This window comes from Pseudomonas sp. LS.1a, from assembly GCF_022533585.1.
Taxonomy (GTDB): domain Bacteria; phylum Pseudomonadota; class Gammaproteobacteria; order Pseudomonadales; family Pseudomonadaceae; genus Aquipseudomonas.
The window spans coordinates 2,766,841-2,788,836 of record NZ_CP092827.1 but is presented as its reverse complement, the minus strand read 5'-3'; the positions used below and the strand labels follow the sequence as shown (position 1 = coordinate 2,788,836).

Genomic DNA, 21,996 nt, shown 5'->3' with positions numbered 1-21,996 from the left:
ATTCACCGTCATCGTGGGAGCGGCCTTGTGTCGCGATAGGGCCGCAAAGCGGCCCCGGCAATTCATGCATCGCTGCTGAAATCCTGGGGCTGCTGCGCAGCCCTTTCGCGACGCAAGGCCGCTCCCACAACGGCCTCAACCCGGCTCGCTCAGGCATAATGCGCGCCTTTTTCGCCCCCGAAGCACAGGTACCCCATGAAAGCCCAAGCCCGCCACATCCTGGTCAAGACCGCTGACGAAGCCGAAAAGCTCAAGCAGCGCATCGCCAATGGCGAGGCTTTCGACGTGCTCGCGAAAAAATTCTCCATCTGCCCTTCGGGCAAGCGGGGCGGCGACCTGGGTGAAATCCGCCCCGGGCAGATGGTTGGCGCCATTGACCAGGTGATCTTCAAGAAGCCCCTGCGCGTGGTACATGGGCCGATCAAGAGCAAGTTCGGCTACCACCTGGTGCAGACCTTCTACCGCGATTAAGTGCGACGCGCAGCCAGCAGACCCAGGCCGGCGCAACCCAGCAAGGAGGCGCTGACCCGGTTGAACAACCGGCGCGGGCCGGGCTGGCTGAACCAGCGCTGCAGGTACGCCCCCAGGCCGGCGTAGATGGCGATGGCGGCCCATTCCAGCAACAGGAACAACGCACCCAGCCAGAGGAACTGCTCGCTTACCGGAGTGGTACTGCCGACCGAAACGAACTGCGGCAGGAACGCGGTGAAGATCAGGATAGCCTTCGGATTACCAGCAGCCATCCAGAACTCCTGGCGTACCAGGCGCCAGGTGCCGCGCGGCTGATCACCTGCCACCGCCGCCTCGCCCACCGGTGCCCGCCACAGTTGCCAGGCGATATAGAACAGTTAGGCAGCCCCCGCCAACTTGATGGCCAGGAACAGGTATTCGCTGGTGTGCAGCACCACGGCCAGCCCCATGGCCGCCAGGGCGATCATGCCGCTGAAGGCGACGATGCGTCCGCCACCGGCCACGCAGGCCGTGCGCAGGCCGTAGCGGCTGGCATTGTGCAGCGACAGCAGGTTGTTCGGCCCCGGCGCCATGTTCAGGGCGAAACAGGCGGGAATGAAAAGCAGCAGGCTTGAAAGGTCCATAATTGTTTTCCTTTGGCAACAGCCGCCTATTTCGGCGGGTACCGGGCCGTGCGGTCAAGTTACAGCCAGCGGAAAAAACTGTATGGGTGCGCAGCGCCTGATAAGCTGCCGGGCATACCGAGGACCCTGTGATGCCCCGTTCCCATGCCGCGCTGTGGCGCGACCCGGCCCTGCCGCATGTCGAAAGCCGCCGCGCCTGCCATAGCCGCGCCTGCTACAAGGCCCACAGCCACCCGACGTTTTCCATCGGTGTGGTGGATGCCGGCCACAGTCATTTCACCGGTGCCGGCAACGGCCAGCAACGCCTGACGCCCGGCACGCTGGTGCTGGTCCCGGCCCACCGGGTACATGCCTGCAACCCCGAGCCCGGGCAAGCGTGGAGCTACCAGATGCTGCATGTGGATGCCGACTGGCTGGCGCAGCTGCGCCTGGAGTCCGGGCTGGAGGCTACCGGGCCCGGCGAGCCGGCACGTATCTGCCAGGTGCCGGAGGTGTATCGGCAGTTCTGCGAACTGAACAGTCTGCTGTTCTCCAACGCCAGCAATGGTGAGAAGGATGCGGCGCTGATTGCCTTTCTGGGCGACCTGGACTTTGCCAGGCACGCGCCGCTGGCGCCGGCACCTGCCCTGGGGGCGAGCGAGCTGAGTGGGCTGATCGCGCATATCGAAGGCCAGGACCCGGCGCAGTTGAGCCTGGCAGTACTGGCACGGCACGCCGGGCTTGGGCGCTATCAGTTGATTCGCGCATTTCGCGCGGCTACCGGGTTTACGCCGCATGCCTACCTGCTCAATGCCAGGGTCAACCGTGGGCGCCAGCTGCTGAGCGAGGGGCAGGCCCTGGCTGAGGTGGCCTATCGGCTCGGGTTTGCCGACCAGAGTCATTTCCAGCGGGTGTTCAAGGCCCATGTGGGGGTGACGCCAGGGCAGTATCGGGATTTGCACGGATTCTGAGAACCTGGGGCGCTTTGCGCCCCTTTCGCGACCGCAGGTGCTGCGTACGCCGTTCAATGTGGGAGCGGCCTTGTGTCGCGAAAGGGCTGCGCAGCAGCCCCGGCAATGAGCCTGCAATATTGTTCAATACGGTTTGTGCGCCGAAGGGCAGAGTTCGGCTTTTCCGCCAGAGCCGCCCACCCCAATGGAACAATTCCTGATCATCGCCCTCGCCCACTTCCTCGCCCTGCTCTCTCCCGGCCCGGACTTCTTCCTGGTCGCACGTACCTCGGTCAGCAGTGGCTGGCGGGTTGCCAGCGGCGCCTGCCTGGGTATCGCCCTGGCCAATGGCGTGTTCATCGTCATGGCTTTCACCGGTCTGTCAGCGCTGCAGGAAGGCAGCCTGCTGTTCACCATCCTGCAACTGGCCGGTGCCGGCTACCTGCTGTACATCGGCACCCTGTTCCTGCGCCACGCCGGGCACACCAGCCTGGGCTCAGTCACCGGCAAGCAAACAGTCCAGGGGTGGTGGCGGGGATTGGGCATGGGGTTCCTGTCCGGCATCCTCAACCCCAAGAATGCGCTGTTCTATGCCAGCCTGGTCAGCATGGTCGCCAACGCCAGCATTGCCTGGAAAGCAACCTACGCCATGTGGATGTTCAGCATCGTACTGCTCTGGGACCTGTTGGTTGCCGTGGCCATCGGCAACCCGCTGGTGCTACGGCGCTTCGCCCGCAGCCTGCCGTGGCTGGAGCGGGCCTCCGGCGTCATGTTGGTGCTTTTGGCTGCGGCATTGCTGTTTCACCTGGCCTGGGGCTGAGCAGTTGCAGGGTCCGCATGTCCATCAAGGTGAAATGGCCACTGGCCCAGCCCCCGGTATCCAGGTGCCAGACGTTGCCCAGCAGTTTGGCCTCCAGCACCGGCGTGTGCCCCACCAACAAGGCACGCAGGCCCTGTACGGGCTGGGTATCGCCTACCTTCAGCCGCCGCCGCGACCATTGGCACACTTCCCTTACTTCAGGGTCGTCATCCAGTTCCAGCCAGGTCCTTAATACTGCCCAATCGGAATACGGGCTGTCGGCATGCAGCAGGCCTACCAGACCCGCCGCACTTTCAACCTCTATCGCAATCGGCAGCTTCTCGAAGCGCTCCACGAAACGCAACTGCTCGCTCCGTGGAAGGTCAAGAAACCAGCTCCCCCCGGCGGCGCGATACATGTCCAGATCGAGCCGCCCGCCGCGTACGCGGGTAATTGCCAGGGCCTCATGATTACCTTGCACGGCATGGAACCAGGGCTGCGCCAGCCATTCCAGCGCCGCTTCGCTTTCCGGGCCACGGTCGACCAGGTCACCCACGCTGAACAGGCGGTCCACGGCCGGATCGAACCCCACCGCATCCAGGCATTGCTGCAGGCGCTGGAAGTGACCATGGATATCGCCCACCGCCAGGTCACGTCCCCGCAGGTTGGCCATCAGACGCCGAAACCGTCCCATTACAATCTTCCTCTGCTGGTGCCGCCATGCCAGGGGTAAAATGGAGGCACAGCCAACCCACTCCGGAGGTGCATCATGCGTACCGCCCTCGTGTGTGCCGTGCTCATGGCGCTGTCACTGGACAGCATGGCACAAGGTGCTCCGGCCGCGCAGGTCGAGGTGCGTTTCGACCACCCGGAAAAATTCCGCGATGCCAGCCTCGACAGCCACGGGTACGAGCGTGGCGCCGACGCCTATGTGATGAACACCCTGACCCAGTACCTGCAGAAGCTTGGCCAACGCTACCTGCAACCCGGCCAGCAACTGGTCATCAACATCCGCGACATCGACCTGGCCGGGCGCTTCGAGCCCTGGCACAGCCAGGCCTACGATGTACGCTTCATGCGCGAAATCACCTGGCCAACCATCGACCTCAGCTACACCCTCAGCCAACCGGGCAAACCCGACCAGCAGGCGCAGGAGCGGGTCAGCGACAAGATGTACCTCAGCCGCCCGGGCCGGGTCGCCAGCAGCAGCGACCGCCTGTATGCCGAGAAGGCCATGCTCAACGACTGGTTCCGCCAGCGCTTCGCCCTCCACCCGGCATCCTGAAAAACCCTTCACTGGAACAGGCCTCGGTGCCGGTAGTATGCTCAGCCCTTCAACCTGTACCAGGGAAGGTTTTTTCATGAAGTTGTGCGCCGTGCAACTGGCGTCGCTCAAGGGCGATGTGCAAGCCAACCTCGAACGCCACCTGGCCTGCGTCGAGCAGGCTGCGGCCCTTGGCGCCGAACTGGTGGTGTTCCCCGAACTGTCGCTGACCGGCTATGAGCCAAGCCTCGCACGCCAGGCCGCCCTGCCCGTCAGCTCGGCACGGCTGGACCCGCTGCAGGCAGCCTGCGACCGGCTGGGTATCACCGTCGCCGTGGGCCTGCCACTACCGGCACCCGACGGCATCCGCATCGGCATGCCAATCCTCAGCCCCGGGGCACCGCGCCAGGCCTATGCCAAGCGGCGCCTGCATGATGATGAACTGCCCTGGTTCACCCCTGGCGATCAAGCCTTGCTGCTGCAGGTGGGCGCGCATCGGGTAGCGCCTGCTATCTGCTACGAATCGATGTTCATGGCGCATGCGGCCGCCGCGCGGGCACACGGCGCCGACCTGTACCTGGTCAGCGTGGCGAAAACTGCCAAGGGCATCCGCGAGGGTTACCTGCACTACCCAGAGGTGGCTCGCGAGCTGGGCATGCCGGTGTTGCTGGCCAACTGCGTGGGGCCGGCCGACACCTTCATCGGCGCCGGTGGCTCGGCGGCGTGGGACAGCCAGGGGCGCTTGCTGGCCAGCCTGGACGATCACAGCGAAGGGCTGATCGTACTGGACACCGCCAACGCCAGTGCCATGGCGGTCCCCCTGGACCCGCACCCGGCATGATCTACCTGTTTCTGGCGTTGCTGAGCTATGCCTGTACTTACTACCTGACTGGTTTGCTCATCCAGGGCCAACTAGCCGATGTGGCCGAGGGTTTGCGTCACCGCCCCGATGCGCCGACACCCGGCGAGTACCTGCGCGCCGTCAAGCCCCATGCACGCCGTGCCCATCGGCAGTACACCCTGATGGCCGGCACGGCGCTGGCCGTGCTGGCCTGCCTGGTCGCCAGCTGGTTCTGACACCTTACAGGTCCAGCGCCAGGCTTTGCCGGCCCTCCAGCGCCAGCAGGTACTGCTTGGCGGCCAGGCCGCCGGCAAAGCCGGTGAGGCTGCCCGAAGCACCGATTACCCGATGGCACGGGGCGATGATAGAGATCGGGTTGCGACCATTGGCGGCGCCGACTGCACGCACCGCGCTGGGGTTGCCGATCTGCCGGGCGATGTCGCTGTAGCTGCGGGTCTCTCCGAACGGTATCGCCAGCAGCGCGGCCCACACCTGGCGCTGAAATTCGGTGCCGGCAAAATCCAGCGCCAGTTCGAAACGCTGACGTTTGCCGGCAAAGTACTCGCCGAGCTGGCGGGCGGTTTCCAGCAGTACCGGGCATTGGTCGTCACGGTGCAGGGCGCCAAGGCGCACACGGTTTTCCCGCTCCTCCTCCCAGAGTACGGCTGCCAGGCACTCGCCACGTGCTACCAGGGTCAAGGTGCCGACGGGCGACTGCATGAAGGTGAATGCGCTGGACATAAGCGGGCTCCTGCCAGGTTGCGATCAACCTACTGTACGCATCCACAGCCCCGCCTGCATCCGCTTTCTTGCTCAAGCAATGTGGGAGCCGGCGCGCCCGCGAACACCGGCGCAGCCGGTGCCATCCACCGCGTCGCCTGCTTCGCGGGCATGCCCGCTCCCACAGGGCCCCCACCAGCTGAAGGAGTGTGTTGTACCTGTGGGAGCGGGTTTACCCGCGAACACCGGCGTAGCCGGTGCCATCCACTGCGTCGCCTGCTTCGCGGGTGAACCCGCTCCCACAGGGCCCCCACCAGCTGAAGGAATGCGCCATACCTGTGGGAGCGGGTTTACCCGCGAACACCGGCGTAGCCGGTGCCATCCACTGCGTCGCCTGCTTCGCGGGTGAACCCGCTCCCACAGGGCCCCCACCAGCTGAAGGAATGCGCCATACCTGTGGGAGCGGGCGTGCCCGCGAACACCGGCGTAGCCGGTGCCATCCACCGCGTCGCCTGCTTCGCGGGCATGCCCGCTCCCACAGGGCCCCCACCAGCTGAAGGAGTGTGTTGTACCTGTGGGAGCGGGTTTACCCGCGAACACCGGCGTAGCCGGTGCCATCCACTGCGTCGCCTGCTTCGCGAGCATGCCGGCTCCCACAGGTGCCCATCAGCCAGTCCTGTCAGCGTTCAGAGAAATGCCTGCCGGATCCGCTTCTTGTCGATCTTGCCAACGCTGGTCTTGGGGATCTCGTCCACGCAACGCAGCTGCCGCGGTATCGCCCATTTGTTCAGGTGCCCGCTGTCGACAAACGGCTGCAGGTGCCCGGCCAATGCCGCCTGATCGAACTGCATGCCGTCACAACGGACCACCAAGGCCAACGGTTGTTCACCCCACTGCGGGTCCGGAATGCCGATCACCGCCACCGACGCGACAGCCGGGTGCTGGCTGATCAGGTTTTCCAGCGCCACCGAGCTGACCCACTCGCCACCGGTCTTGATCACATCCTTGATCCGGTCACGAATACGCACCACACCCGCCGGGTCAATGCAGGCCAGGTCGCCGGTGTGCATCCACCCCCCCAGCCACAACGCGGCGCCCTGCTCCGGTTCGTGCAGGTAGCCCTGGGTCAACCATGGCGCACGCACCACGATTTCACCCAGGCTTTCACCATCGCGGGGCACATCATTGCCTTCAGCGTCGACGATGCGCAGGTCCACCAGGGCAATCGGCACACCGGCATCGATCCGCAGCGGCAACTGTTGCGCCATGGGCAGTGCCAGCAGGTCGGCGCTCAGGTGGGTGATGCTGAGCAGCGGGCAGCTTTCCGACATGCCATAGCCACAATGCACACTGATGCCGCGCTCGCTGGCGCGTTGCGCCAGGCCCAGGGTCAGGGCACTGCCGCCCAGCAGCATTTTCCAGCCGGTCAGGTCGGCGCAGCGCCCTTCCTCGCTGTCCAGCATCATCTGCAGCACCGTGGGCACACAATGGGAGAACGTCACGCCCTCGTCGCGGTACAGACGCACCAGGCGATTGGGCTCGTAACGCCCGGGATAGACCTGCTTGATGCCCAACGCCGTAGCCACATAGGGCACGCCCCAGGCATGCACGTGGAACATCGGCGTGATGGGCATGTAGACGTCGCCGCTGCGCAGCAGCGGCACCTCCCCACAGGCAGCCAGGGTGCCCTGCTCGACCAGGGTATGCAGCACCAGTTGCCGGTGGCTGAAGTACACGCCCTTGGGGTTGCCGGTGGTACCGCTGGTGTAGAACAGCGTGGCCAGAGAGTGCTCGTCGAAATCGGCGAAGTCGAACTGCGGCTCGGCAGCCGCCAGCAGCGCTTCGTACTCGCCCAGCAACGGCACGCCCTGCATCACGGGGCCGCCGTCACCAAGGCGGATGAAGCCCTCGACCGTCGGCAAGTCCTCGCGTAACTGCGCCATCAATGGCAGGAAGTCGTCATGCACCAGCACCAGGCGATCCTCGGCATGGTTCATGGTGTAGCGCACCTGCTCGGTGGACAGCCGTACGTTCACCGTGTGCAGCACCGCACCCAGCATCGGCACGGCAAAGAAGCACTCCAGCGCCCGGTGGCTGTCCCAGTCGAGCAAGGCCACGGTGTCGCCAGGCTTGACCCCGGCGGCGGTCAGCACATTGGCCAGCCGCTGGATGCGTTCGAGCAGCGTGGTGTAGGTGTAGCGCAGTTTGTCGGCGTAGACGATTTCCTGATTGGGCTGGTAGCGCACGCCCGACAGCAGCAGGCGCTTGATCAGCAGCGGATAGGCGTAGGCCTGCTCGGCCGCGGGCATGACGCGAGTGGTGATCATGTCGGCGGCCTTCACAGTTGCCCGGCCTCGAGCAGGTACAGGCTGTCACTACCGGCCCTGGCGCTGGCGCTCAGCGAGTGAATACGTGGCAGCAGGCGGGCAAAGTAGAACCGCGCGGTACCCAGCTTGCTCAGGTGGAACGGCTCGGGGGCCGCATGGTGTTGGCATGCCACGGCCATGCGTGCCCACAGGTAGGCGTAGAAGGTGTAACCAAACACCTGCAGGTACTCCACCGCCGCCGCGCCAAGCTCGCGCGGGTTGCCCTGGGCCCGGTCGAGCAACCAGTCAGTCAGCTCGTCGAGGTTGCGCACGGCGGCCAGCAATGGCGCGCCGAACTCTGCACATGCCGTGGGCAATGCCTCGGCAAAGGTGGTGATTTCGTCGGACACACTGCGATAGGCCTGGCCGCCATCGCCAAACAGCTTGCGCGCCACCAGGTCTAGCGCCTGGATACCATTGGTGCCTTCGTAGATCTGGGTGATGCGGCAGTCGCGGATCAGCTGCTCCTGGCCCCACTCACGGATATAGCCATGACCGCCCAGCACCTGCTGGCCGTGCACGGTGGTCTCCAGCCCCATGTCGGTGAGGAAGGCCTTGGCCACCGGTGTGAGCAGCGCCACCCTGGCTTCGGCCTGGGCGCGCACGACCGGGGCTTCACTGTATCTGGCCAGGTCCAGCTGCAGCGCCACATAGGTGGAAAAGGCCCGCCCGCCTTCGTTCAGCGCTTTCATGGTCAGCAGCATGCGCCGCACGTCCGGGTGGACGATGATCGGGTCAGCGCTTTGCTGCGGTGCTTCGGCGCCGTTCGGTGCACGGCCCTGCTGGCGGTCACGGGCATAGGCGATGGCACCCTGATAGGAGCGTTCGCCCAGGGCCAGGCCCTGGATACCTACGCCCAGGCGCTCGTAGTTCATCATGGTGAACATCGCGTTGAGGCCTTTGTTCGGCTCGCCCACCAGGTAGCCGATTGCACCGTCGAAGTTCATCACGCAGGTGGCCGAGGCCTTGATGCCCATCTTGTGCTCGATCGAACCGCAACTCACCGCATTGGCCTCACCCAGCGCGCCGTCGGCGTCAACCAGCACCTTGGGCACCAGGAACAGCGAGATGCCCTTGGGCCCGGCGGGCGCATCCGGCAGCCGCGCCAGTACCAGGTGGATGATGTTCTCGGTCAGGTCCTGCTCACCGCCAGTGATGAAGATCTTGGTACCGCTGATGCGATAACGGCCATCGGCAACCGGCTCGGCGCGGGTGCGAATCAGGCCCAGGTCGGTGCCAGCATGCGGCTCGGTCAGGCACATCGAACCGGTCCAGCGCCCTTGGTACATGGGCGGCAGGTACAGCGCCTTCAACGGCTCGCTGGCATGGTTGAGCAGCGCCAGGCAAGCCCCGGCGGTCAGCATCGGGTACAGGCCGAACGACAGATTGGCGGCATTGAGCATTTCTTCAAGCTGGGCGCCGATCACTTTCGGCATGCCCATGCCCCCGTACTCAGGGGCGCCGGCCACGCCCACCCAGCCATCCGCGGCGAATGCCCGGTAGGCGTCAGCGAAGCCGTCGGGGGTACGCACCTGGCCGGCCTCCCAGCGGCAGCCCTGCTCGTCGCCACTGCGGTTGAGCGGCGCCACCACCTCGGCAATCAGCCTGCCGGCCTGTTCCAGCACGGCCCGGGCAGTGTCGCCATCGACCTGCTCGGCCAGGGCGGGCGTTTGTGCCCACCAGGCCGGGATGTCGAACACTTCGTTGAACAGAAAATCCATGTCGCGCAGTGGTGCAAGGTAATCAGACATGAGGCGAGCACTCGGTTTCTTGGGTTTGCGGAAGCGGCGTGGCCTGGGCCTCGGCAGGCGCCGGGGCGGCCTGGCCACGCAGGAGGAAATGCGACAATGCAGGGATCAGCACCAGCGCGCCGAGCATGTTCCACAGGAACATGAAGGTCAGCAGCAGGCCCATGTCGGCCTGGAACTTGATCGGCGACCAGGCCCAGCCGACCACGCCGGCCGCCAGGGTAATGCCGACCAGCCCCACCACCCGGCCGGTGAAGGCCACGGCTTTCCGGTAGGCCTGGGCCAGGCTCAGCCCGGCGCGCTGGTAGTGCAGCTGCACGCTGAGCAGGTACAGCGCGTAGTCCACGCCTATGCCCACGCCCAGGGCGATCACCGGCAAGGTGGCGACCTTGACGCCAATGCCCATGGCCACCATCAGCGCCTCGCACAGCACCGAGGTGAGCATCAGCGGCAGGATCGCCACCAGCGTGGCGCGCCAGCTGCGGAAGGTGAACAGGCAGAACAGCGTGACCGCCAGGTACACCAGCAACAGCATGCGGTGGTTGGCCTCGCGGACCACCACGTTGGTGGCGGCCTCGATACCGGCACTGCCGGCGGCCAGCAGGAACTGCTGTTCGGCGCTGCTGTTGGCCTGGGCAAAGCGCTCGGCCACGGCAGCCACCTGGGCCAGGGTGTCAGCGCGATGGTCCTTGAGGTAGGCGATTACCGGCATCAGCGAGCAGTCGTTGTTGAACAGCTCCGGGGCGTTGACCGAGGCCTGCTGGGCGGCGTAGTTGAGCACATCCTGGTTGCGCTGCAGGCTGTTCAGGCGCGGGTTGCCTTCGTAGGTGCCAGCGGTGATCTGGCGCACTGCGTTGGCCAGCGACACGGTGGTCTGCACACCCGGCAATTGCTGCAGCTGCCAGGCCAGGCGGTCGGCAAGGACCAGCGTCTGGTATTGCAGGCAGCCTTCCGGAGCGGTCTTGACCATGACCGCGAAGGTATCGCTGGACAGCGCGTAGTGCTGGGTGATGTAGGCGTTGTCGAGGTTGTAGCGGGAGTCGGCACGCAGCTCGGGGGCACCGCTGTCGAGGTCGCCGATTTTCAATTGCAGGCTGCCCCAGATGCCGATGGCGCCCAAGGCCAGGGCCACCAGCAGTGCGGCGCTGGCCCATTTGCGTTCGGTGAAGCGGTCGAGCAGGCCCCATGGATTGATTGGGGCTGCGTTGCAGCCCCAACGAGCATCAATTTCCAGGGCCCGCTCGGCAGCCTTGCGGCCAACACCTACATAAGACAGCGCCACCGGCATCAGCAGCAGCGAGGTGAAGATCAGTACCGCCACGCCGATGCTGGCGGTGATCGCCAGGTCCTGGATCACCGGGATGTCGATCAGCATCAACACGGCAAAACCCACCGCATCGGCCAGCAACGCGGTCACCCCGGCCACGAACAGGCGGCGGAAGGTATAGCGCGCCGCCACCTGGCGGTGGGTGCCACGGCCGATGTCCTGGAGGATGCCGTTCATCTTCTGCGCCGCGTGGGATACGCCAATGGCGAAGATCAGGAACGGCACCAGGATCGAATACGGGTCGATGGCGTAGCCCAGCCAGGCGACGATGCCCAGTTGCCACACCACCGCAGTCAGCGAACACAGCACCACCAGCAAGGTGCTGCGCACACAACGGGTATAGCAGTAGATGATCAGCAGGCTGGTCAGCACCGCCAGGGCGAAGAACGCCATCACCTGGATCAGCCCGTCGATCAGGTCACCCATCAGCTTGGCAAAGCCGATGACATGGATGCGGTACTGGCCGCTGGCCTGGTATTGGCTGCGCAGTTGTTCGAGCTTTTGCGAGAAGGCATGGTAGTCGAGGCCTTTGCCAGTGGCCGAGTCCTGGTCGAGCAGCGGCACGATCAGCATGCTCGACTTGAAGTCGCGCGCCACCAGGCTGCCGACGATGTTGGCGCGCTCGATGTTCTGCCGTAATTGTTCGATGTCACCCGCCACGCCCTGGTAACCGTCGGGCATCACCGGGCCGCCCTGGAAGCCCTCCTCGGTCACCTCGGTCCAGCGCACCGCCGGGCTCCACAGCGACTTCACCCAGGCCCGGTCCACGCCCTGGCTGAGGAACAGTTCGTCGTTGATGTGACGCAGGGTCTGCAGGTAGTCCGGGTCGAAGATGTCGCCCTGGGTGTTCTCCACCACCACCCGCACTGCGTTGCCCAGGCCACGCAGCGATGGGCGGTTTTCCAGGTAGTTCTGGATGTAGGGATGGCTCTGCGGCAGCATCTTGTCGAAACTGGGGCGCAGCTCCAGGCGGGTCAGCGCCATGTAGCCCAGCACCAAGGTCGCCAGCAGCATGCACAGCAGGAACGGCAGGCGATGGTTGAACACCAGGCGCTCCAGGCCGTTGCCCGAGCGTGGGTCGAAATCGTCGAGATTACGGATTACCGGAAGGGTGTCTTGGCGGGTAGCGGCCATCAGGGTCTTCTCTTGTTATGGGTGCAGCGTGGGGTTACCGGCCTGGTTGCGCACGCCCCGCTCGCCGACCAGTACCAGGCCGTTGCCGGTATCGGTGGCGAGCGCGGTCACCGGGCCACGGGCGCTTTGCGGCACCGGGCGGAAGCTGGCGCCATCGTCCCGGCTGAGCAGCAGGTCGCCGGCCTGGCTGGCCAGCCACAGCTGGCCGTCACGGTCGACACCAGCGGCGGTGAGGCTGGTGTTCACACTGCTGCTGACTGCTTGCCATTGCTGGCCGCCGTCGGTGCTGCGGTAGGCATGCCCACGCAGGCCATAGACCAGCAGTACGCCGGGCTTGCCGACAGCCCCGAACAGCGTGCCGGCGTAGGGTGTTTCGACACGGCTGAAGCGCTCGCCGTCCTGCTTCAGCAGCAGGCCTTGCTCGCCGGTGATGTACAGCTCGTCCCCCACCGCGGCCAGGCTGGTCAGGTGCAGGCCTTGCGGGTTATCGCTGTGGTCGAGCCAGGGCTGCCAGTGCTCGCCGCCGTCAACGGTACGCAACAGCAGGTTGAACACTCCGACCGCATAGCCATTGCGGGCATCGCTGAACCACACGTCGAGCAAGGCATTGTCGCTACCCGTGCCCGGCAGTTGTTCGGCCAGCGCCCGGCCATCCAGCTGCTTCTGCCAGTGCACGCCGCCATCGCGGCTGTGCAGCACCACGCCATCGTGGCCCACTGCCCAGCCCAGTTCGGGCGTGGCGAAGCTCACGGCATTGAGGTCGGCGCTGACCGGCACCTGGGCTTGCTGCCAGTGCGCGCCGTGGTCATCGGAATACACAATGTGCCCACGCGGGCCCACCGCAACCAGGCGCTGCCCGGCTTGGGTTACATCGCGCAAGGCGCTGCTGGCGACCAGGGCGCTGGGCATCGCGGGCAGGTCCAGCACATCGGTGAAGGGCGCCGCCTGGGCCGCGCCCTGCAGCGCGGCCAAGGTCAGAACGACCACGCTGCATCGTTTGAAGACAGACATTGCCATCTATGCTCCGTGCGTTCAGCGGATGCCATTGCCGGCCAGCGACTCGGGCGACCACTGGGTTTTCGACAGCGGGTCGATGTAGCGGATGCCGCCGTAGGCTCCGACTACACCATTGAGGTTGTAGGTGCCGCCGATCAGGTCGTAGATCATGAACGGCGTGGCGTCCGGGGTCTGTTTGTCGTAGCTCTGGGTGAGGAAGGCGAACGAGCCGCGGTACAGCTGGCCACGGGCGTCGTACTGGTCCGAGGCCAGGGCGATCCAGCTGTCTTCGTCGAGGTAGAAGCGGCGCTTGTGGTAGATATGCCGTGCACCGTCCTTGAGCTTGCCTTCCACCACCCACACCCGGTGTTTCTCCCAGCGCACGAACTGTGGCGCCAGGTGGTTGGGGGTGATCACCTGCTTGACGTCGGTGTTGTAGGTCAGCTGATAGGTGTTGTACGGCACGTACATTTCCTGCTTGCCGACCAGGGTCCAGTCGTAGCGGTCCAGCGCACCGTTGAAGACGAACACGTCATCGTAGGTACCCGAACCCGAGGTACCCGGGTTGGGCGTGTCGTATGCCAGGTTCGGTGCCAGCTTGACCCGGCGCTGGCCCGGCAGGTACTGCCAGGCGCTGCGTGGCTGCACCAGCGGGTTGGCGGCATCGCGCAGCATCATCGCTTCGCCGGCACGGCGTGCGGGCCCGGTGTACACCAGCTTCATCTGGTAGTAGGTGTCCTTGGCACCGATCGGCTTGGCCATGTCCTCGTAGATCGGGTAGCTGATATTGGCCTGGCCGGTGGTCGAGAGTGATGGCTTGCCGGCGGCGTCGACGTTCCACGAGTCGTACTTGGCAGTCATGCTCACGCCCTGGTAGCGCAGCAGGAAGTTCCACATGGCCTCGGCGCCGTTCTGCGGGATCGGGAACGGTATGCCGGGCAGCACATTGTCTACCGCAGTGCCACCCTCCTTGCTGTTGGCGCCAGTGGCGTTCTTGCGGGTGTTGTCGAGTACCGCTTGCGGCAGCGCCACGCTACGGTGGGTCGGGTACACATCGACGCGGTAGCTGGGGTAGCGCTTGAGCAGTTCCAGGGTGGTGGCGGTCAGCTGGCCCTTGTACTGCTCGGCGTTCTTGCCATCGATGACCAGCAGCGGCTTGTCGCTGGCGAACGGGTCGGGGCGCATGCTGGCGCCGCTCTGGTAGCTGGCCGGCGGCGTCAGCAGGCCGCCCTGGTAGGCCGGGATCGAGCCATCGGCGTTGCCGGCCTTTTCCGCGCCAATGACGGTCAGGCTGGTGCCCAGGCGCGCGGCCTGGTCAGTGGAAACGGCGGCCTGGGCAGCACTCAGGGCGGCCAGTGACAGGCACGAGGCCAGCAGGGTACGTACGAAATTCATGATGGTTGTCTTCCTGTGTAGGCTGTAGGAAACATGACTCAGAAGGTCGTCTTGACGGTCAGGTACAGGGCGCCACGGTCCTCGGTGGTGGCACCACCGCCGGAGAAGGAGGCGTAGCCGCCGCCGTAGCAGGTGTAATCCTGTTCGCCGTCCAGGGCGTTGGGGGTGCTGCCGTCGGTCTGGCCGTCCTTGCAGGCCTTGGTCTCACCGAAACTGTCGACGTACTTGAGGTCGACGAAGTACTGGTTGTAGATCGCGGCGCTCACGCCTACCGCATAGTTGCCGGTGTTCTCGGCGCCACCGCCCTGCACCGGCGACACGCCGTCCAGACCAACGTTGACCGACAGCGGCATGCTCAGGTCCATGCCCGGCAGCACCTGGTACCAGGTAGGGGTAAAATTGACGGCGATGCCCCAGTTGTCGCGGGTGGCCTTGTCGATGCCGCGGTAGCTGCTCTTGCCCTTGTACAAGGCCTCGTTGTGGCTATCGAGCTTGAGCAGGTTGCTGTAGAACAGTTCGCCAAGCAGGGTTGCCGAATCGAACAGCGGCGTGTCACCAATGGTCATCAGGCCGTTCAAGGTCCAGTGCAGGGTGTCACCGGTGGCGCTCAGGCTGTCGCCATCCTTGGGCACGTCGTAGACCACCCCGCTGCCAGGCAGGCGTGCCGGCAGCAGGCCGAAGCCGCCGCCCAGGCCACCCTGGCCGGGGGCGCTGACGATTGCCGGGATGCTCGCCAGCGGCATGTTGTGGCGGATGTTCAGGTCGCTGCCGACACTGATGCCGCCCACATCCCTGGACAGGCTCAGGCCGTAGATGTCGATGTCGTCGGCGTAGGCGAACTGGTAGGTAGTGCTTTGCAGCGAGTTGTACAGGTTGCCGACAGCGCCCTGACGACTGCCCGGTGGGTTGCCGAACGGGCCGTTGGCGACGGTCATGCCACGTGCGTCGAGCCAGGCCTGCGGGAGAATTTCGGAGGTCTTGCGGTAGTAGAAGCCGAGGGTGCCGCCCAGCCACTCGGGCGACCACTTGGCCATGATGCCCCAGTCGCCGCTCTTGCCCGGTTTCAGGTCATGGCCACGGCGGATGGTGGTCAGCGCGCCGCGCACCGGGATCAGCCCCGGGGTGCCGGTGTGGCCGAGCAGGAAGCTTTGGGCGCCCTCGCCTACCACGTCCGAGCCGCCATAGTAGGTACCGGCTTCGGGCAGGCGGGCTGCGTCCCAGTCGAAGAAGTACTGGGCGCCCAGGGTCAGTTCGGAGTTGACCAGGAACGAGGTCGACAGCTGGTTGCGCGGTACGAACAGCTCCTTGGCCTCGGTGCCCGGCGAGGCGGCCAGCTTGGCCAGATCGAGGCCGGACTGGCCGTAGCTCAGCGAATGCACCGGGTTGAGCAGGGTTTCACCCCAGAACAGGTTGTGCTGGCCCAGCTTGGCGCTGACCTGCGAGGCCTCGCCGACTTCACGGCTGAAGAACACGAAGGCGTCCAGCACTTCACCGGACGGGCCGCTGTAGTAACGCTGGGCGTAGTTGCTCAGGTGCGGGCTGCCCAGCGGCACACCGGTGCCGGGCAAGCCATTGAGGCTGGGGTTGATGCCGGACTGGCCGCCGTTGCCGTTGACGAACGGGTTGCTATTGGAACCGGTGTTGTCATAGGCCTTGTCGTACCAGCTGGCGGTGCTGACGCGGAACCCGGTGTTGCCCTGGTAGACCACGTCCAGTTCGGTCAGCAGGTCGACCCGGTTGGTGATGTTGGTGCCGGCCTTGCGGAAGTTGTAGTCACCGTCGTTGCTGTTCGGCGTGCCCAGCATGCGCTTGTCGGCGCTTTCGGTGCGCACGCCATAGTTGTACTTGACGGTGTTGTCGAAGCGCACGGCCCAGTTTTCATTGCCGGTATCGACTTCGAACGCCTGGGCAGCGGGCAGCGTGAGCAGGCCGATGGCGCAGGCGAGCAGGCAGCGCTGTGGTTTCACAGCACGGTGAATGCGGTGTTCTGGCATTACGATGGCTCCACGTATTGTTATTGTTTTTTGCGCCGCCCGTCTTTTGCGAGCGTGGCTGGGGCGTCCATGCGCTATAGCAGGTTGGGCTGGTCCAGTCGCTGGATGAAGGCCTCGGCCTGCGGCCAGGGGCCGAAGCCGGAGGCCGGATTGAGGTGGCCGACAGCCCCCAGTGCGACCAGTTCGCTACCCCAGCCTTGGGCCAGGGTGCTGGCCGCGCTAAGGCTGGCCAGGTGATCATTGCTGCTGGCCGCGACAATGCTGGGGAATGGCAGCGGCTCAAGGGGTAATGGCGACCAGCCGCGCTCGGCCAGGCTGGTCGGGCTTGGGTAGTGGGCCGGCCATTGCGCGCTCAGGTCAGGTGGCGCCGCCAGCAATGCACCCTTGATCGGCCGCCGGTAGCGCGCCGCCCAGTGGGCGACCATCAGCACGCCAGCACTGTGGGCTACCAGAATCACTTCACCTTCGATCTGGTCCAGCTCGCGCTGGATCGCCTCGACCCGGGCCGTGCAGCACAGGCCATCGACCCGCAGTGGCGGTACGCTGCGCACCTTGGCCAGGCGGCCTGCGAGCAGGGTCTGCCAGTGCTCGGCGACATGGTCGCGCAGGCCGGGGACGATCAGCACGGTGGCAGTGGTTTGCAGTTTTTCCACGGTGAACCTCGTGTGCGGTGTAGCTCTTGAGGTTCACAGTAAACAGCCCACCCACTGGGTGCTTCACATTGGGCGTCAGGGGCTTTTCATTTGATGACAATGGCCCATACAAGGCTTTGCTTTTCAATTCATGACACGCAGTCTATAAGACACAAAACGCATGTCGGCATACCCAACAACAAGAAACCGCATGGAAAACAACAAAAGATGCCTGCCCTAGTCCGTGCCGCCAGTTTGACCAATTACCTTGAGGTGTCCCGCCACCTGGGCCTCAATCCCCATGCACTGTTGGCACAGGTTGGCCTCAGCGCCGCGTTGCTCGATGACCCCAACCGGCGGATCCCGGTTGCCAGCGTCATCACCTTGCTGGAGGCCTCCGCCAGCGCCACCCGCTGCGAAAGCTTCGGCCTGCGCATGGCCGAGTTGCGGCAACTGTCGGACTTCGGCGAAATCAGCCTGCTGCTCAGCCACCAACGCACCCTGCGTGATGCGCTGCAGGTGATCGTGCAGTACCGCCACCTGCTCAACGACGCCCTGGCCATCCATATCGAAGAAGCCGGCAAGACCGTGGTCATTCGCGAGGAGGTAGTCAACGAACGCGCGCCCTGCAGTCGCCAGGCCACCGAGCTTGCCATTGGCGTGATGATGCGCCTGTGCGCGGCACTGCTAGGTGCCCACTGGCACCCGGTCAGTGCCAACTTCACCCACGCGGCGCCTGCCGATCTGGCCACTCACCGGCGCATTTTCGGCTGCACGCTGGTGTTCGGCAGCGAGTTCAACGGCATCGTCTGCCCGGCCGCCGACCTCGACAGCGCCAGCCCGCAGGCCAACGATGCCATGGCGCGCCTGGCGCAACGCTATCTGGACAGCCTGCCGGCGGGCGGCACGCCGTCGCTGGAGCTGGAGCTACGCAAGACCATCTACCTGCTGCTGCCCATGGGCCGCGCCACCATCGAGCAGGTGGCACAGACCCAGGGCATGAACGTGCGCACCCTGCAGCGGCGCCTGGAAGAAAGCGGGTTGACCTTCAAGGACCTGATCAACAGCGTGCGCCGTGACCTGGTGATGCGCTACCTGGAAAACCCCGGCTATTCGCTGGGGCGTATCGCCGACATGCTGGGTTATTCGATGCCCAGCTCGTTCACCCGCTGGTTCATCGCCCAGTTCGGCATGCCGCCGGCCAGTTGGCGGGCACAGCGGGATGGACAGATTGTGTCAGGGCCACCAGCCGCCTGAGCTGAGATTTTTGGTGATTTTGAGATCGAGCGCCGCGCGGGCGGCGCTCGATCTCACAGGCGCCACAAATCTCAAGCCGTACCCACCCAACGCATCAACGCCAGCACCAAAAGCACCAGAAACACGCTCTCCCCCACCATCAGCGCAATGGGTTTTACCCCGACCGAAGCCAGCGCCTTGAGTTGGGTTTTCATGCCCAGGGCACTGATCGCCACCACCAGGCAGCCACGCGACAGGTCGTTGATACCGCCCTGCACCGCGGCGGGCACCCAGCCTGTGCTGTTGACGCAGGCCAGCAGCAGGAAGCCGACGGCGAACCATGGCAGCAAGGGCGGCCGCTGGCCACCGGCCTCCAGGCCCTGGCGCCGGGTGATCATGGCCGCGCAGACAATGACCGGCAACAGCATGGCCACCCGCATCAGCTTGACCACTGTGGCGATGTCACCGGTCTCGGTGGACATGCTGTAGCCGGCCCCCACCACCTGCGCCACGTCGTGGATGGTCGCACCGAGGAAGACCCCGGCCTGCGCGGGTGACAGGTGCAACCACTGGGCGATCATCGGGTAGAGGATCATCGCCAGGGTCGACAGCGCCGACACGCCGATCACGGTGAACAGCGTTGCATGCTCTTTGCGCGGGTGCTGGGGCAAGGCCGCTGCCAGTGCCAGCGCCGCCGAGGCACCGCAAATGGCCGTGGCACCGCCGGTGAGCATGCCGAACAGCCGTGAAAAACCCAGCACCTTGGCCACCACCACCGAGGCCAGGATCGTCACTACCACCAGGGTGATGACCAGGACCACGGGTTTCCAGCCCAGGCTGGCGATCTGGTCCAGGGTGATGCGCATGCCAAGCAGCGCCACACCCAGGCGCAGTACCGTGCGGGCGGTAAATTCGATACCGGCCTTGCAGGGGCCGTCGACCGCGAGAAAGTTCAGTGCCATCCCCAGCAGCAGGGCAAACAGCATGACCGGCGCCGCGTAATGCTCGCTGAGGAAACTGGCGGCCGCGCCGACGATAAGGCTGACCACCACTCCCGGGGCGAGGGTGCGGATACGCTGATGGGTAGCGCTCAGTGCCAGTGTATTCATTGCCCCGCTTCCTCACTGTCAAACACGATGTAGACCTGCCCGCCCTGCTGCTCGACCGGGTAGCTGGCAACCTTCAAAGCCCTGGAATTGACCAGGTAGCCGCTGGCCAGGTCAAAGCGCAGGCCATGCGCGCAGCACTGGATGACACGGCCCTCCAGCCGCCCGCCGCACAACGATGCGCCCTGGTGCGGGCAGCTGTCTTCGATGGCATAGAGCGAGTCGGCCACGTTGAACAGCGCCACGCTGCGCCCTTCGCAGGCCAGCAGCACGCGGCCGTTACGTTCCGGCACCTGATGGGGGGCCAGTGCAATACGCCGGGTCATACCCGTTCAACCTCTTGCAGCGCTTCGGTCATGGCCGCAAACAGCACCTCGGCAGGCTGCGCGCCAGCGATGAGCGGCCCCTGATTGAAGCGGAAACGCGGCACGGCACTGCCTGCGCGCCCTGCCCCATCGAGGAACGGGCTGCCGTCGTCACGCAGGCAGTCGGCAACCTGTACGGCCTCCAGCCCACAACACTGGGCGATGTCGAGCAATGTGCGGCTATCCCCCAGGTCGCGGCCCTGGTGGAAATAGGCGATGAACAGCTGTGCCAGCAGGTTTTCCAGTTGCGATGCATCGAGCAGCCGGGTGGCCCGTTGCAGCAGCCGATGGGCATTGGCGGTGTTGGGCATGCGGCGAATACGCGTGAAGTCGATGTCCTCACCGACCACGCGAGCAGCGGCGCGCACCTGGGCCTGCCGCTCGCGCACCGCCTCCTCGCTGCCCAGGCGCTGCAGATAGAAGGCATGGAACGGCACGCCACCAGTTGGCAAGCCAGGCAACAACTGCACACCTCGCCATTGCAGTTGTACTTGCACTTGCGGCTGTTCGCGCTGCAACAGCAACAGGGCGGCCTGCAGGTGCCGCTGGCCAATCAGGCACCACGGGCAGACGAAATCGAAGAACACTTCGACGGACAACAGCTGTTTCACGGTTTCAACTCCCGGGGTACGCCAGCAGCGTTCTGTGCCGGTGCATGCAGACGCTCCATGTCGCGGTGGTAATGACGTTTGGCAAGGAAAAACACGGCCGCCGCGCCGATGCTCATCAGCGGCACCAGCTGGAAGGCGGCATGCAGGCCGATCAGGTCGGAAACGCGCCCAGTGATCAGCGGCCCGGTTGCCAGGCCCAACAGGTTGTTGGCCAGGGTCAGGGTTGCGAACGCGGTGCCGTGCACCGAGGCGTGGGTGAGGTTGGCGACCATGGCACTGGACGGGCCGTTGGTGCCGGCGGCAATCATCATGCCCAGGCAGATAAGCACCAGTTGCGCGGTGCCGGCTGGCAGTGCGAAAGCGATGGACAGCAGCGCACAACTGCCCAGGCAGTAGGCAATTGCCAGGCTGATCTTGCGGTCCGGGCGCTGCCGCCCGAGGCGGTCGCAGAGCATGGCACAGAGGATCATGCCGATGCCGCTGCACAGCACGATGACCGCGGCAATCGCCCCGGCGCGGTCGGTGCCCATGGCGTAATAGCGGTTCAGGTAACTGGGCATCCACACGATCACGGTGCCGCCGACGAACAGCTGCAGCCCACTGCCGACGTAGGCCGCGATGACCGAACGGCTGCTGTACAGGGTGCGCAGCGGGCGACTGGCCTTGCCCTGCAAATGCTGCGCGCACCGAGGCACAATACGCGCCTCCTTGACGATCAGTGGGTACAGCATCGCCAGCACCAGGCCGAACAGCGCCATGCCGGCGAATGCCCAGCGCCAGCCCAGGTGCTGGGCCAGCACACCGCCCAGGGCCATGCCCAGCACCGAGCCGAACATGCCACCGGCCATGAACGCCCCGGCCAGGGTCGAGCGCATGTCGCGAGGGAACACGGCGACCACCACTGCAATGCCGACACTGCCGTAGGCCGCCTCGCCCACCCCGACCAGAAACCGTGCGATGAACATCTGCGAGTAGTTTTCCGCCAGGGCGCAGCCGAGGGTGGCCAGGCTCCACAGTACCGCCATCAGCACCAGGCTGCGTACCCGGCCGAAGCGGTCGGCCAACAGCGACAGCGGAAATGTCAGCAGGCCGACCATCAGCGCGACGATGCCGCTGAGCAAGCCGAGCTGGCTGTCGCTCAATGCCCATTCGCCCTTGAGCAGCGGGAACACCGCGTTGAGCACCTGGCGCGACATGTAGTCGGAGATCAACAGGCCAAAGGTCAGGGCGAAGACCACCCAGGCATAGCGCCGGGGGACGCTGTGGGCGGTGTCGGTGCCGGAATCTTCGGCACTGGCGAGATAGGTGGCCATGTTGCCTCCTTGGGTGTGGGGCGTGAGGTTGTTCTTGTTGTTATGGGTTACAGCCAACATTCATGTTGCTTTTGCGGCCCTCTTCGCGGGCTCGCCCGCTCCCACAGGTACCGCGTCAACCGTTGG

Annotated in this window: 20 protein-coding genes and 1 pseudogene; 7 read left to right on the top strand and 14 right to left on the bottom strand. The window is 65.3% G+C overall.

Annotated elements, in window-relative coordinates:
- Window positions 1-195 precede the first annotated feature (195 nt).
- Window positions 196-471 (top strand): peptidylprolyl isomerase, encoded by a 276-nt coding sequence (locus tag MKK04_RS12925; protein WP_016715601.1) that lies wholly within the window; start codon window positions 196-198, stop codon window positions 469-471.
- Here the strand turns inward: MKK04_RS12925 and MKK04_RS12920 are convergent.
- Window positions 468-1,094 (bottom strand): annotated as a pseudogene (locus tag MKK04_RS12920) (LysE family translocator). The gene MKK04_RS12925 and the pseudogene MKK04_RS12920 overlap by 4 nt on opposite strands.
- Before the next feature lie 131 nt (window positions 1,095-1,225).
- Between MKK04_RS12920 and MKK04_RS12915 the strand changes: the two are divergent.
- Entirely contained in the window at window positions 1,226-2,044 is an 819-nt protein-coding gene (locus MKK04_RS12915; RefSeq protein WP_241106757.1) for a helix-turn-helix transcriptional regulator, read from the top strand.
- 184 nt (window positions 2,045-2,228) lie between these two features.
- Window positions 2,229-2,843 (top strand): LysE family translocator, encoded by a 615-nt coding sequence (locus MKK04_RS12910; protein WP_207837300.1) that lies wholly within the window; start codon window positions 2,229-2,231, stop codon window positions 2,841-2,843.
- Here the strand turns inward: MKK04_RS12910 and MKK04_RS12905 are convergent.
- The gene (locus MKK04_RS12905; protein WP_233688319.1) at window positions 2,791-3,516 is read right to left on the bottom strand and encodes a metallophosphoesterase; all 726 of its coding nucleotides are present in this window, start codon (window positions 3,514-3,516) and stop codon (window positions 2,791-2,793) included. The genes MKK04_RS12910 and MKK04_RS12905 overlap by 53 nt on opposite strands.
- 75 nt (window positions 3,517-3,591) lie before the next feature.
- On the opposite strand from MKK04_RS12905, the gene MKK04_RS12900 reads away from it, so the two are divergent.
- The 3 genes from MKK04_RS12900 to MKK04_RS12890 all read left to right on the top strand — a co-directional run bounded on the left by MKK04_RS12900 (window position 3,592) and on the right by MKK04_RS12890 (window position 5,163).
- Complete coding sequence (locus MKK04_RS12900) at window positions 3,592-4,107, top strand: DUF3016 domain-containing protein (RefSeq protein WP_241106756.1); 516 nt, start codon at window positions 3,592-3,594, stop codon at window positions 4,105-4,107.
- A 76-nt stretch (window positions 4,108-4,183) separates the two neighbouring features.
- The gene (locus MKK04_RS12895) at window positions 4,184-4,927 is read left to right on the top strand and encodes a carbon-nitrogen hydrolase family protein (protein WP_207837296.1); all 744 of its coding nucleotides are present in this window, start codon (window positions 4,184-4,186) and stop codon (window positions 4,925-4,927) included.
- Window positions 4,924-5,163: a hypothetical protein gene (locus tag MKK04_RS12890; protein ID WP_063914779.1), complete on the top strand. Its 240-nt coding sequence runs from the start codon at window positions 4,924-4,926 to the stop codon at window positions 5,161-5,163. Before MKK04_RS12895 ends, MKK04_RS12890 begins: the two co-directional genes overlap by 4 nt.
- A gap of 4 nt (window positions 5,164-5,167) precedes the next feature.
- On the opposite strand, the gene MKK04_RS12885 is transcribed toward MKK04_RS12890, so the two are convergent.
- The 8 genes from MKK04_RS12885 to MKK04_RS12850 form a co-directional block, all read right to left on the bottom strand.
- Window positions 5,168-5,668: a methylated-DNA--[protein]-cysteine S-methyltransferase gene (locus tag MKK04_RS12885; protein ID WP_025339247.1), complete on the bottom strand. Its 501-nt coding sequence runs from the start codon at window positions 5,666-5,668 to the stop codon at window positions 5,168-5,170.
- 665 nt (window positions 5,669-6,333) lie between these two features.
- Window positions 6,334-7,974: a fatty acid--CoA ligase gene (locus tag MKK04_RS12880; RefSeq protein ID WP_207837294.1), complete on the bottom strand. Its 1,641-nt coding sequence runs from the start codon at window positions 7,972-7,974 to the stop codon at window positions 6,334-6,336.
- Window positions 7,975-7,985: 11 nt separating this feature from the next.
- Window positions 7,986-9,764 (bottom strand): acyl-CoA dehydrogenase C-terminal domain-containing protein, encoded by a 1,779-nt coding sequence (locus MKK04_RS12875; protein WP_241106755.1) that lies wholly within the window; start codon window positions 9,762-9,764, stop codon window positions 7,986-7,988.
- Window positions 9,757-12,222 carry an efflux RND transporter permease subunit gene (locus MKK04_RS12870; protein ID WP_241106754.1) on the bottom strand — a complete coding sequence of 822 codons (2,466 nt, stop codon included), beginning with the start codon at window positions 12,220-12,222 and terminating at the stop codon, window positions 9,757-9,759. Before MKK04_RS12870 ends, MKK04_RS12875 begins: the two co-directional genes overlap by 8 nt.
- Before the next feature lie 15 nt (window positions 12,223-12,237).
- Window positions 12,238-13,233: a WD40/YVTN/BNR-like repeat-containing protein gene (locus MKK04_RS12865; RefSeq protein WP_233688325.1), complete on the bottom strand. Its 996-nt coding sequence runs from the start codon at window positions 13,231-13,233 to the stop codon at window positions 12,238-12,240.
- Between the two features lie 21 nt (window positions 13,234-13,254).
- Window positions 13,255-14,613 carry a DUF1329 domain-containing protein gene (locus MKK04_RS12860; RefSeq protein ID WP_207837261.1) on the bottom strand — a complete coding sequence of 453 codons (1,359 nt, stop codon included), beginning with the start codon at window positions 14,611-14,613 and terminating at the stop codon, window positions 13,255-13,257.
- Between the two features lie 38 nt (window positions 14,614-14,651).
- A complete protein-coding gene (locus MKK04_RS12855; RefSeq protein WP_207837258.1) occupies window positions 14,652-16,607 on the bottom strand; it encodes a DUF1302 domain-containing protein in 1,956 nt (651 codons plus the stop codon).
- Between the two features lie 74 nt (window positions 16,608-16,681).
- Window positions 16,682-17,260, bottom strand: coding sequence for an RBBP9/YdeN family alpha/beta hydrolase (locus MKK04_RS12850; protein WP_207837255.1), 579 nt, complete (start codon window positions 17,258-17,260; stop codon window positions 16,682-16,684).
- Between the two features lie 207 nt (window positions 17,261-17,467).
- On the opposite strand from MKK04_RS12850, the gene MKK04_RS12845 reads away from it, so the two are divergent.
- Window positions 17,468-18,496, top strand: a complete 1,029-nt coding sequence (locus MKK04_RS12845) for an AraC family transcriptional regulator (protein WP_063914785.1) — start codon at window positions 17,468-17,470, stop codon at window positions 18,494-18,496.
- Between the two features lie 71 nt (window positions 18,497-18,567).
- Here the strand turns inward: MKK04_RS12845 and MKK04_RS12840 are convergent, their stop codons facing one another.
- Genes MKK04_RS12840 through MKK04_RS12825 form a run of 4 tightly spaced genes read right to left on the bottom strand, consistent with a single transcriptional unit; the run spans window position 18,568 to window position 21,870 of the window.
- On the bottom strand, window positions 18,568-19,584 hold the full coding sequence (locus MKK04_RS12840) for a YeiH family protein (protein ID WP_207837252.1): 1,017 nt from the start codon (window positions 19,582-19,584) through the stop codon (window positions 18,568-18,570).
- Entirely contained in the window at window positions 19,581-19,907 is a 327-nt protein-coding gene (locus MKK04_RS12835) for a Rieske (2Fe-2S) protein (protein ID WP_063914787.1), read from the bottom strand. The genes MKK04_RS12840 and MKK04_RS12835 overlap by 4 nt, the downstream gene beginning before the upstream one ends.
- Window positions 19,904-20,557 carry a DsbA family protein gene (locus tag MKK04_RS12830; protein WP_241106753.1) on the bottom strand — a complete coding sequence of 218 codons (654 nt, stop codon included), beginning with the start codon at window positions 20,555-20,557 and terminating at the stop codon, window positions 19,904-19,906. The genes MKK04_RS12835 and MKK04_RS12830 overlap by 4 nt, the downstream gene beginning before the upstream one ends.
- A complete protein-coding gene (locus MKK04_RS12825; protein WP_241106752.1) occupies window positions 20,554-21,870 on the bottom strand; it encodes an MFS transporter in 1,317 nt (438 codons plus the stop codon). The genes MKK04_RS12830 and MKK04_RS12825 overlap by 4 nt, the downstream gene beginning before the upstream one ends.
- Between the last annotated feature and the right edge of the window lie 126 nt (window positions 21,871-21,996).

Bases quoted from the DNA above. Each gene is read 5' to 3' on its own strand.
- MKK04_RS12900 (WP_241106756.1), top strand. From the start codon at position 3,592: ATGCGTACCGCCCTCGTGTGTGCCGTGCTCATGGCGCTGTCACTGGAC.
- MKK04_RS12905 (WP_233688319.1), bottom strand. From the start codon at position 3,516: ATGGGACGGTTTCGGCGTCTGATGGCCAACCTGCGGGGACGTGACCTG.
- MKK04_RS12840 (WP_207837252.1), bottom strand. From the start codon at position 19,584: ATGAATACACTGGCACTGAGCGCTACCCATCAGCGTATCCGCACCCTC.
- MKK04_RS12880 (WP_207837294.1), bottom strand. From the start codon at position 7,974: ATGATCACCACTCGCGTCATGCCCGCGGCCGAGCAGGCCTACGCCTAT.
- MKK04_RS12835 (WP_063914787.1), bottom strand. From the start codon at position 19,907: ATGACCCGGCGTATTGCACTGGCCCCCCATCAGGTGCCGGAACGTAAC.
- MKK04_RS12925 (WP_016715601.1), top strand. From the start codon at position 196: ATGAAAGCCCAAGCCCGCCACATCCTGGTCAAGACCGCTGACGAAGCC.
- MKK04_RS12865 (WP_233688325.1), bottom strand. From the start codon at position 13,233: ATGTCTGTCTTCAAACGATGCAGCGTGGTCGTTCTGACCTTGGCCGCG.
- MKK04_RS12875 (WP_241106755.1), bottom strand. From the start codon at position 9,764: ATGTCTGATTACCTTGCACCACTGCGCGACATGGATTTTCTGTTCAAC.
- MKK04_RS12845 (WP_063914785.1), top strand. From the start codon at position 17,468: ATGCCTGCCCTAGTCCGTGCCGCCAGTTTGACCAATTACCTTGAGGTG.
- MKK04_RS12895 (WP_207837296.1), top strand. From the start codon at position 4,184: ATGAAGTTGTGCGCCGTGCAACTGGCGTCGCTCAAGGGCGATGTGCAA.
- MKK04_RS12860 (WP_207837261.1), bottom strand. From the start codon at position 14,613: ATGAATTTCGTACGTACCCTGCTGGCCTCGTGCCTGTCACTGGCCGCC.
- MKK04_RS12885 (WP_025339247.1), bottom strand. From the start codon at position 5,668: ATGTCCAGCGCATTCACCTTCATGCAGTCGCCCGTCGGCACCTTGACC.
- MKK04_RS12910 (WP_207837300.1), top strand. From the start codon at position 2,229: ATGGAACAATTCCTGATCATCGCCCTCGCCCACTTCCTCGCCCTGCTC.
- MKK04_RS12855 (WP_207837258.1), bottom strand. From the start codon at position 16,607: ATGCCAGAACACCGCATTCACCGTGCTGTGAAACCACAGCGCTGCCTG.
- MKK04_RS12890 (WP_063914779.1), top strand. From the start codon at position 4,924: ATGATCTACCTGTTTCTGGCGTTGCTGAGCTATGCCTGTACTTACTAC.
- MKK04_RS12915 (WP_241106757.1), top strand. From the start codon at position 1,226: ATGCCCCGTTCCCATGCCGCGCTGTGGCGCGACCCGGCCCTGCCGCAT.
- MKK04_RS12825 (WP_241106752.1), bottom strand. From the start codon at position 21,870: ATGGCCACCTATCTCGCCAGTGCCGAAGATTCCGGCACCGACACCGCC.
- MKK04_RS12870 (WP_241106754.1), bottom strand. From the start codon at position 12,222: ATGGCCGCTACCCGCCAAGACACCCTTCCGGTAATCCGTAATCTCGAC.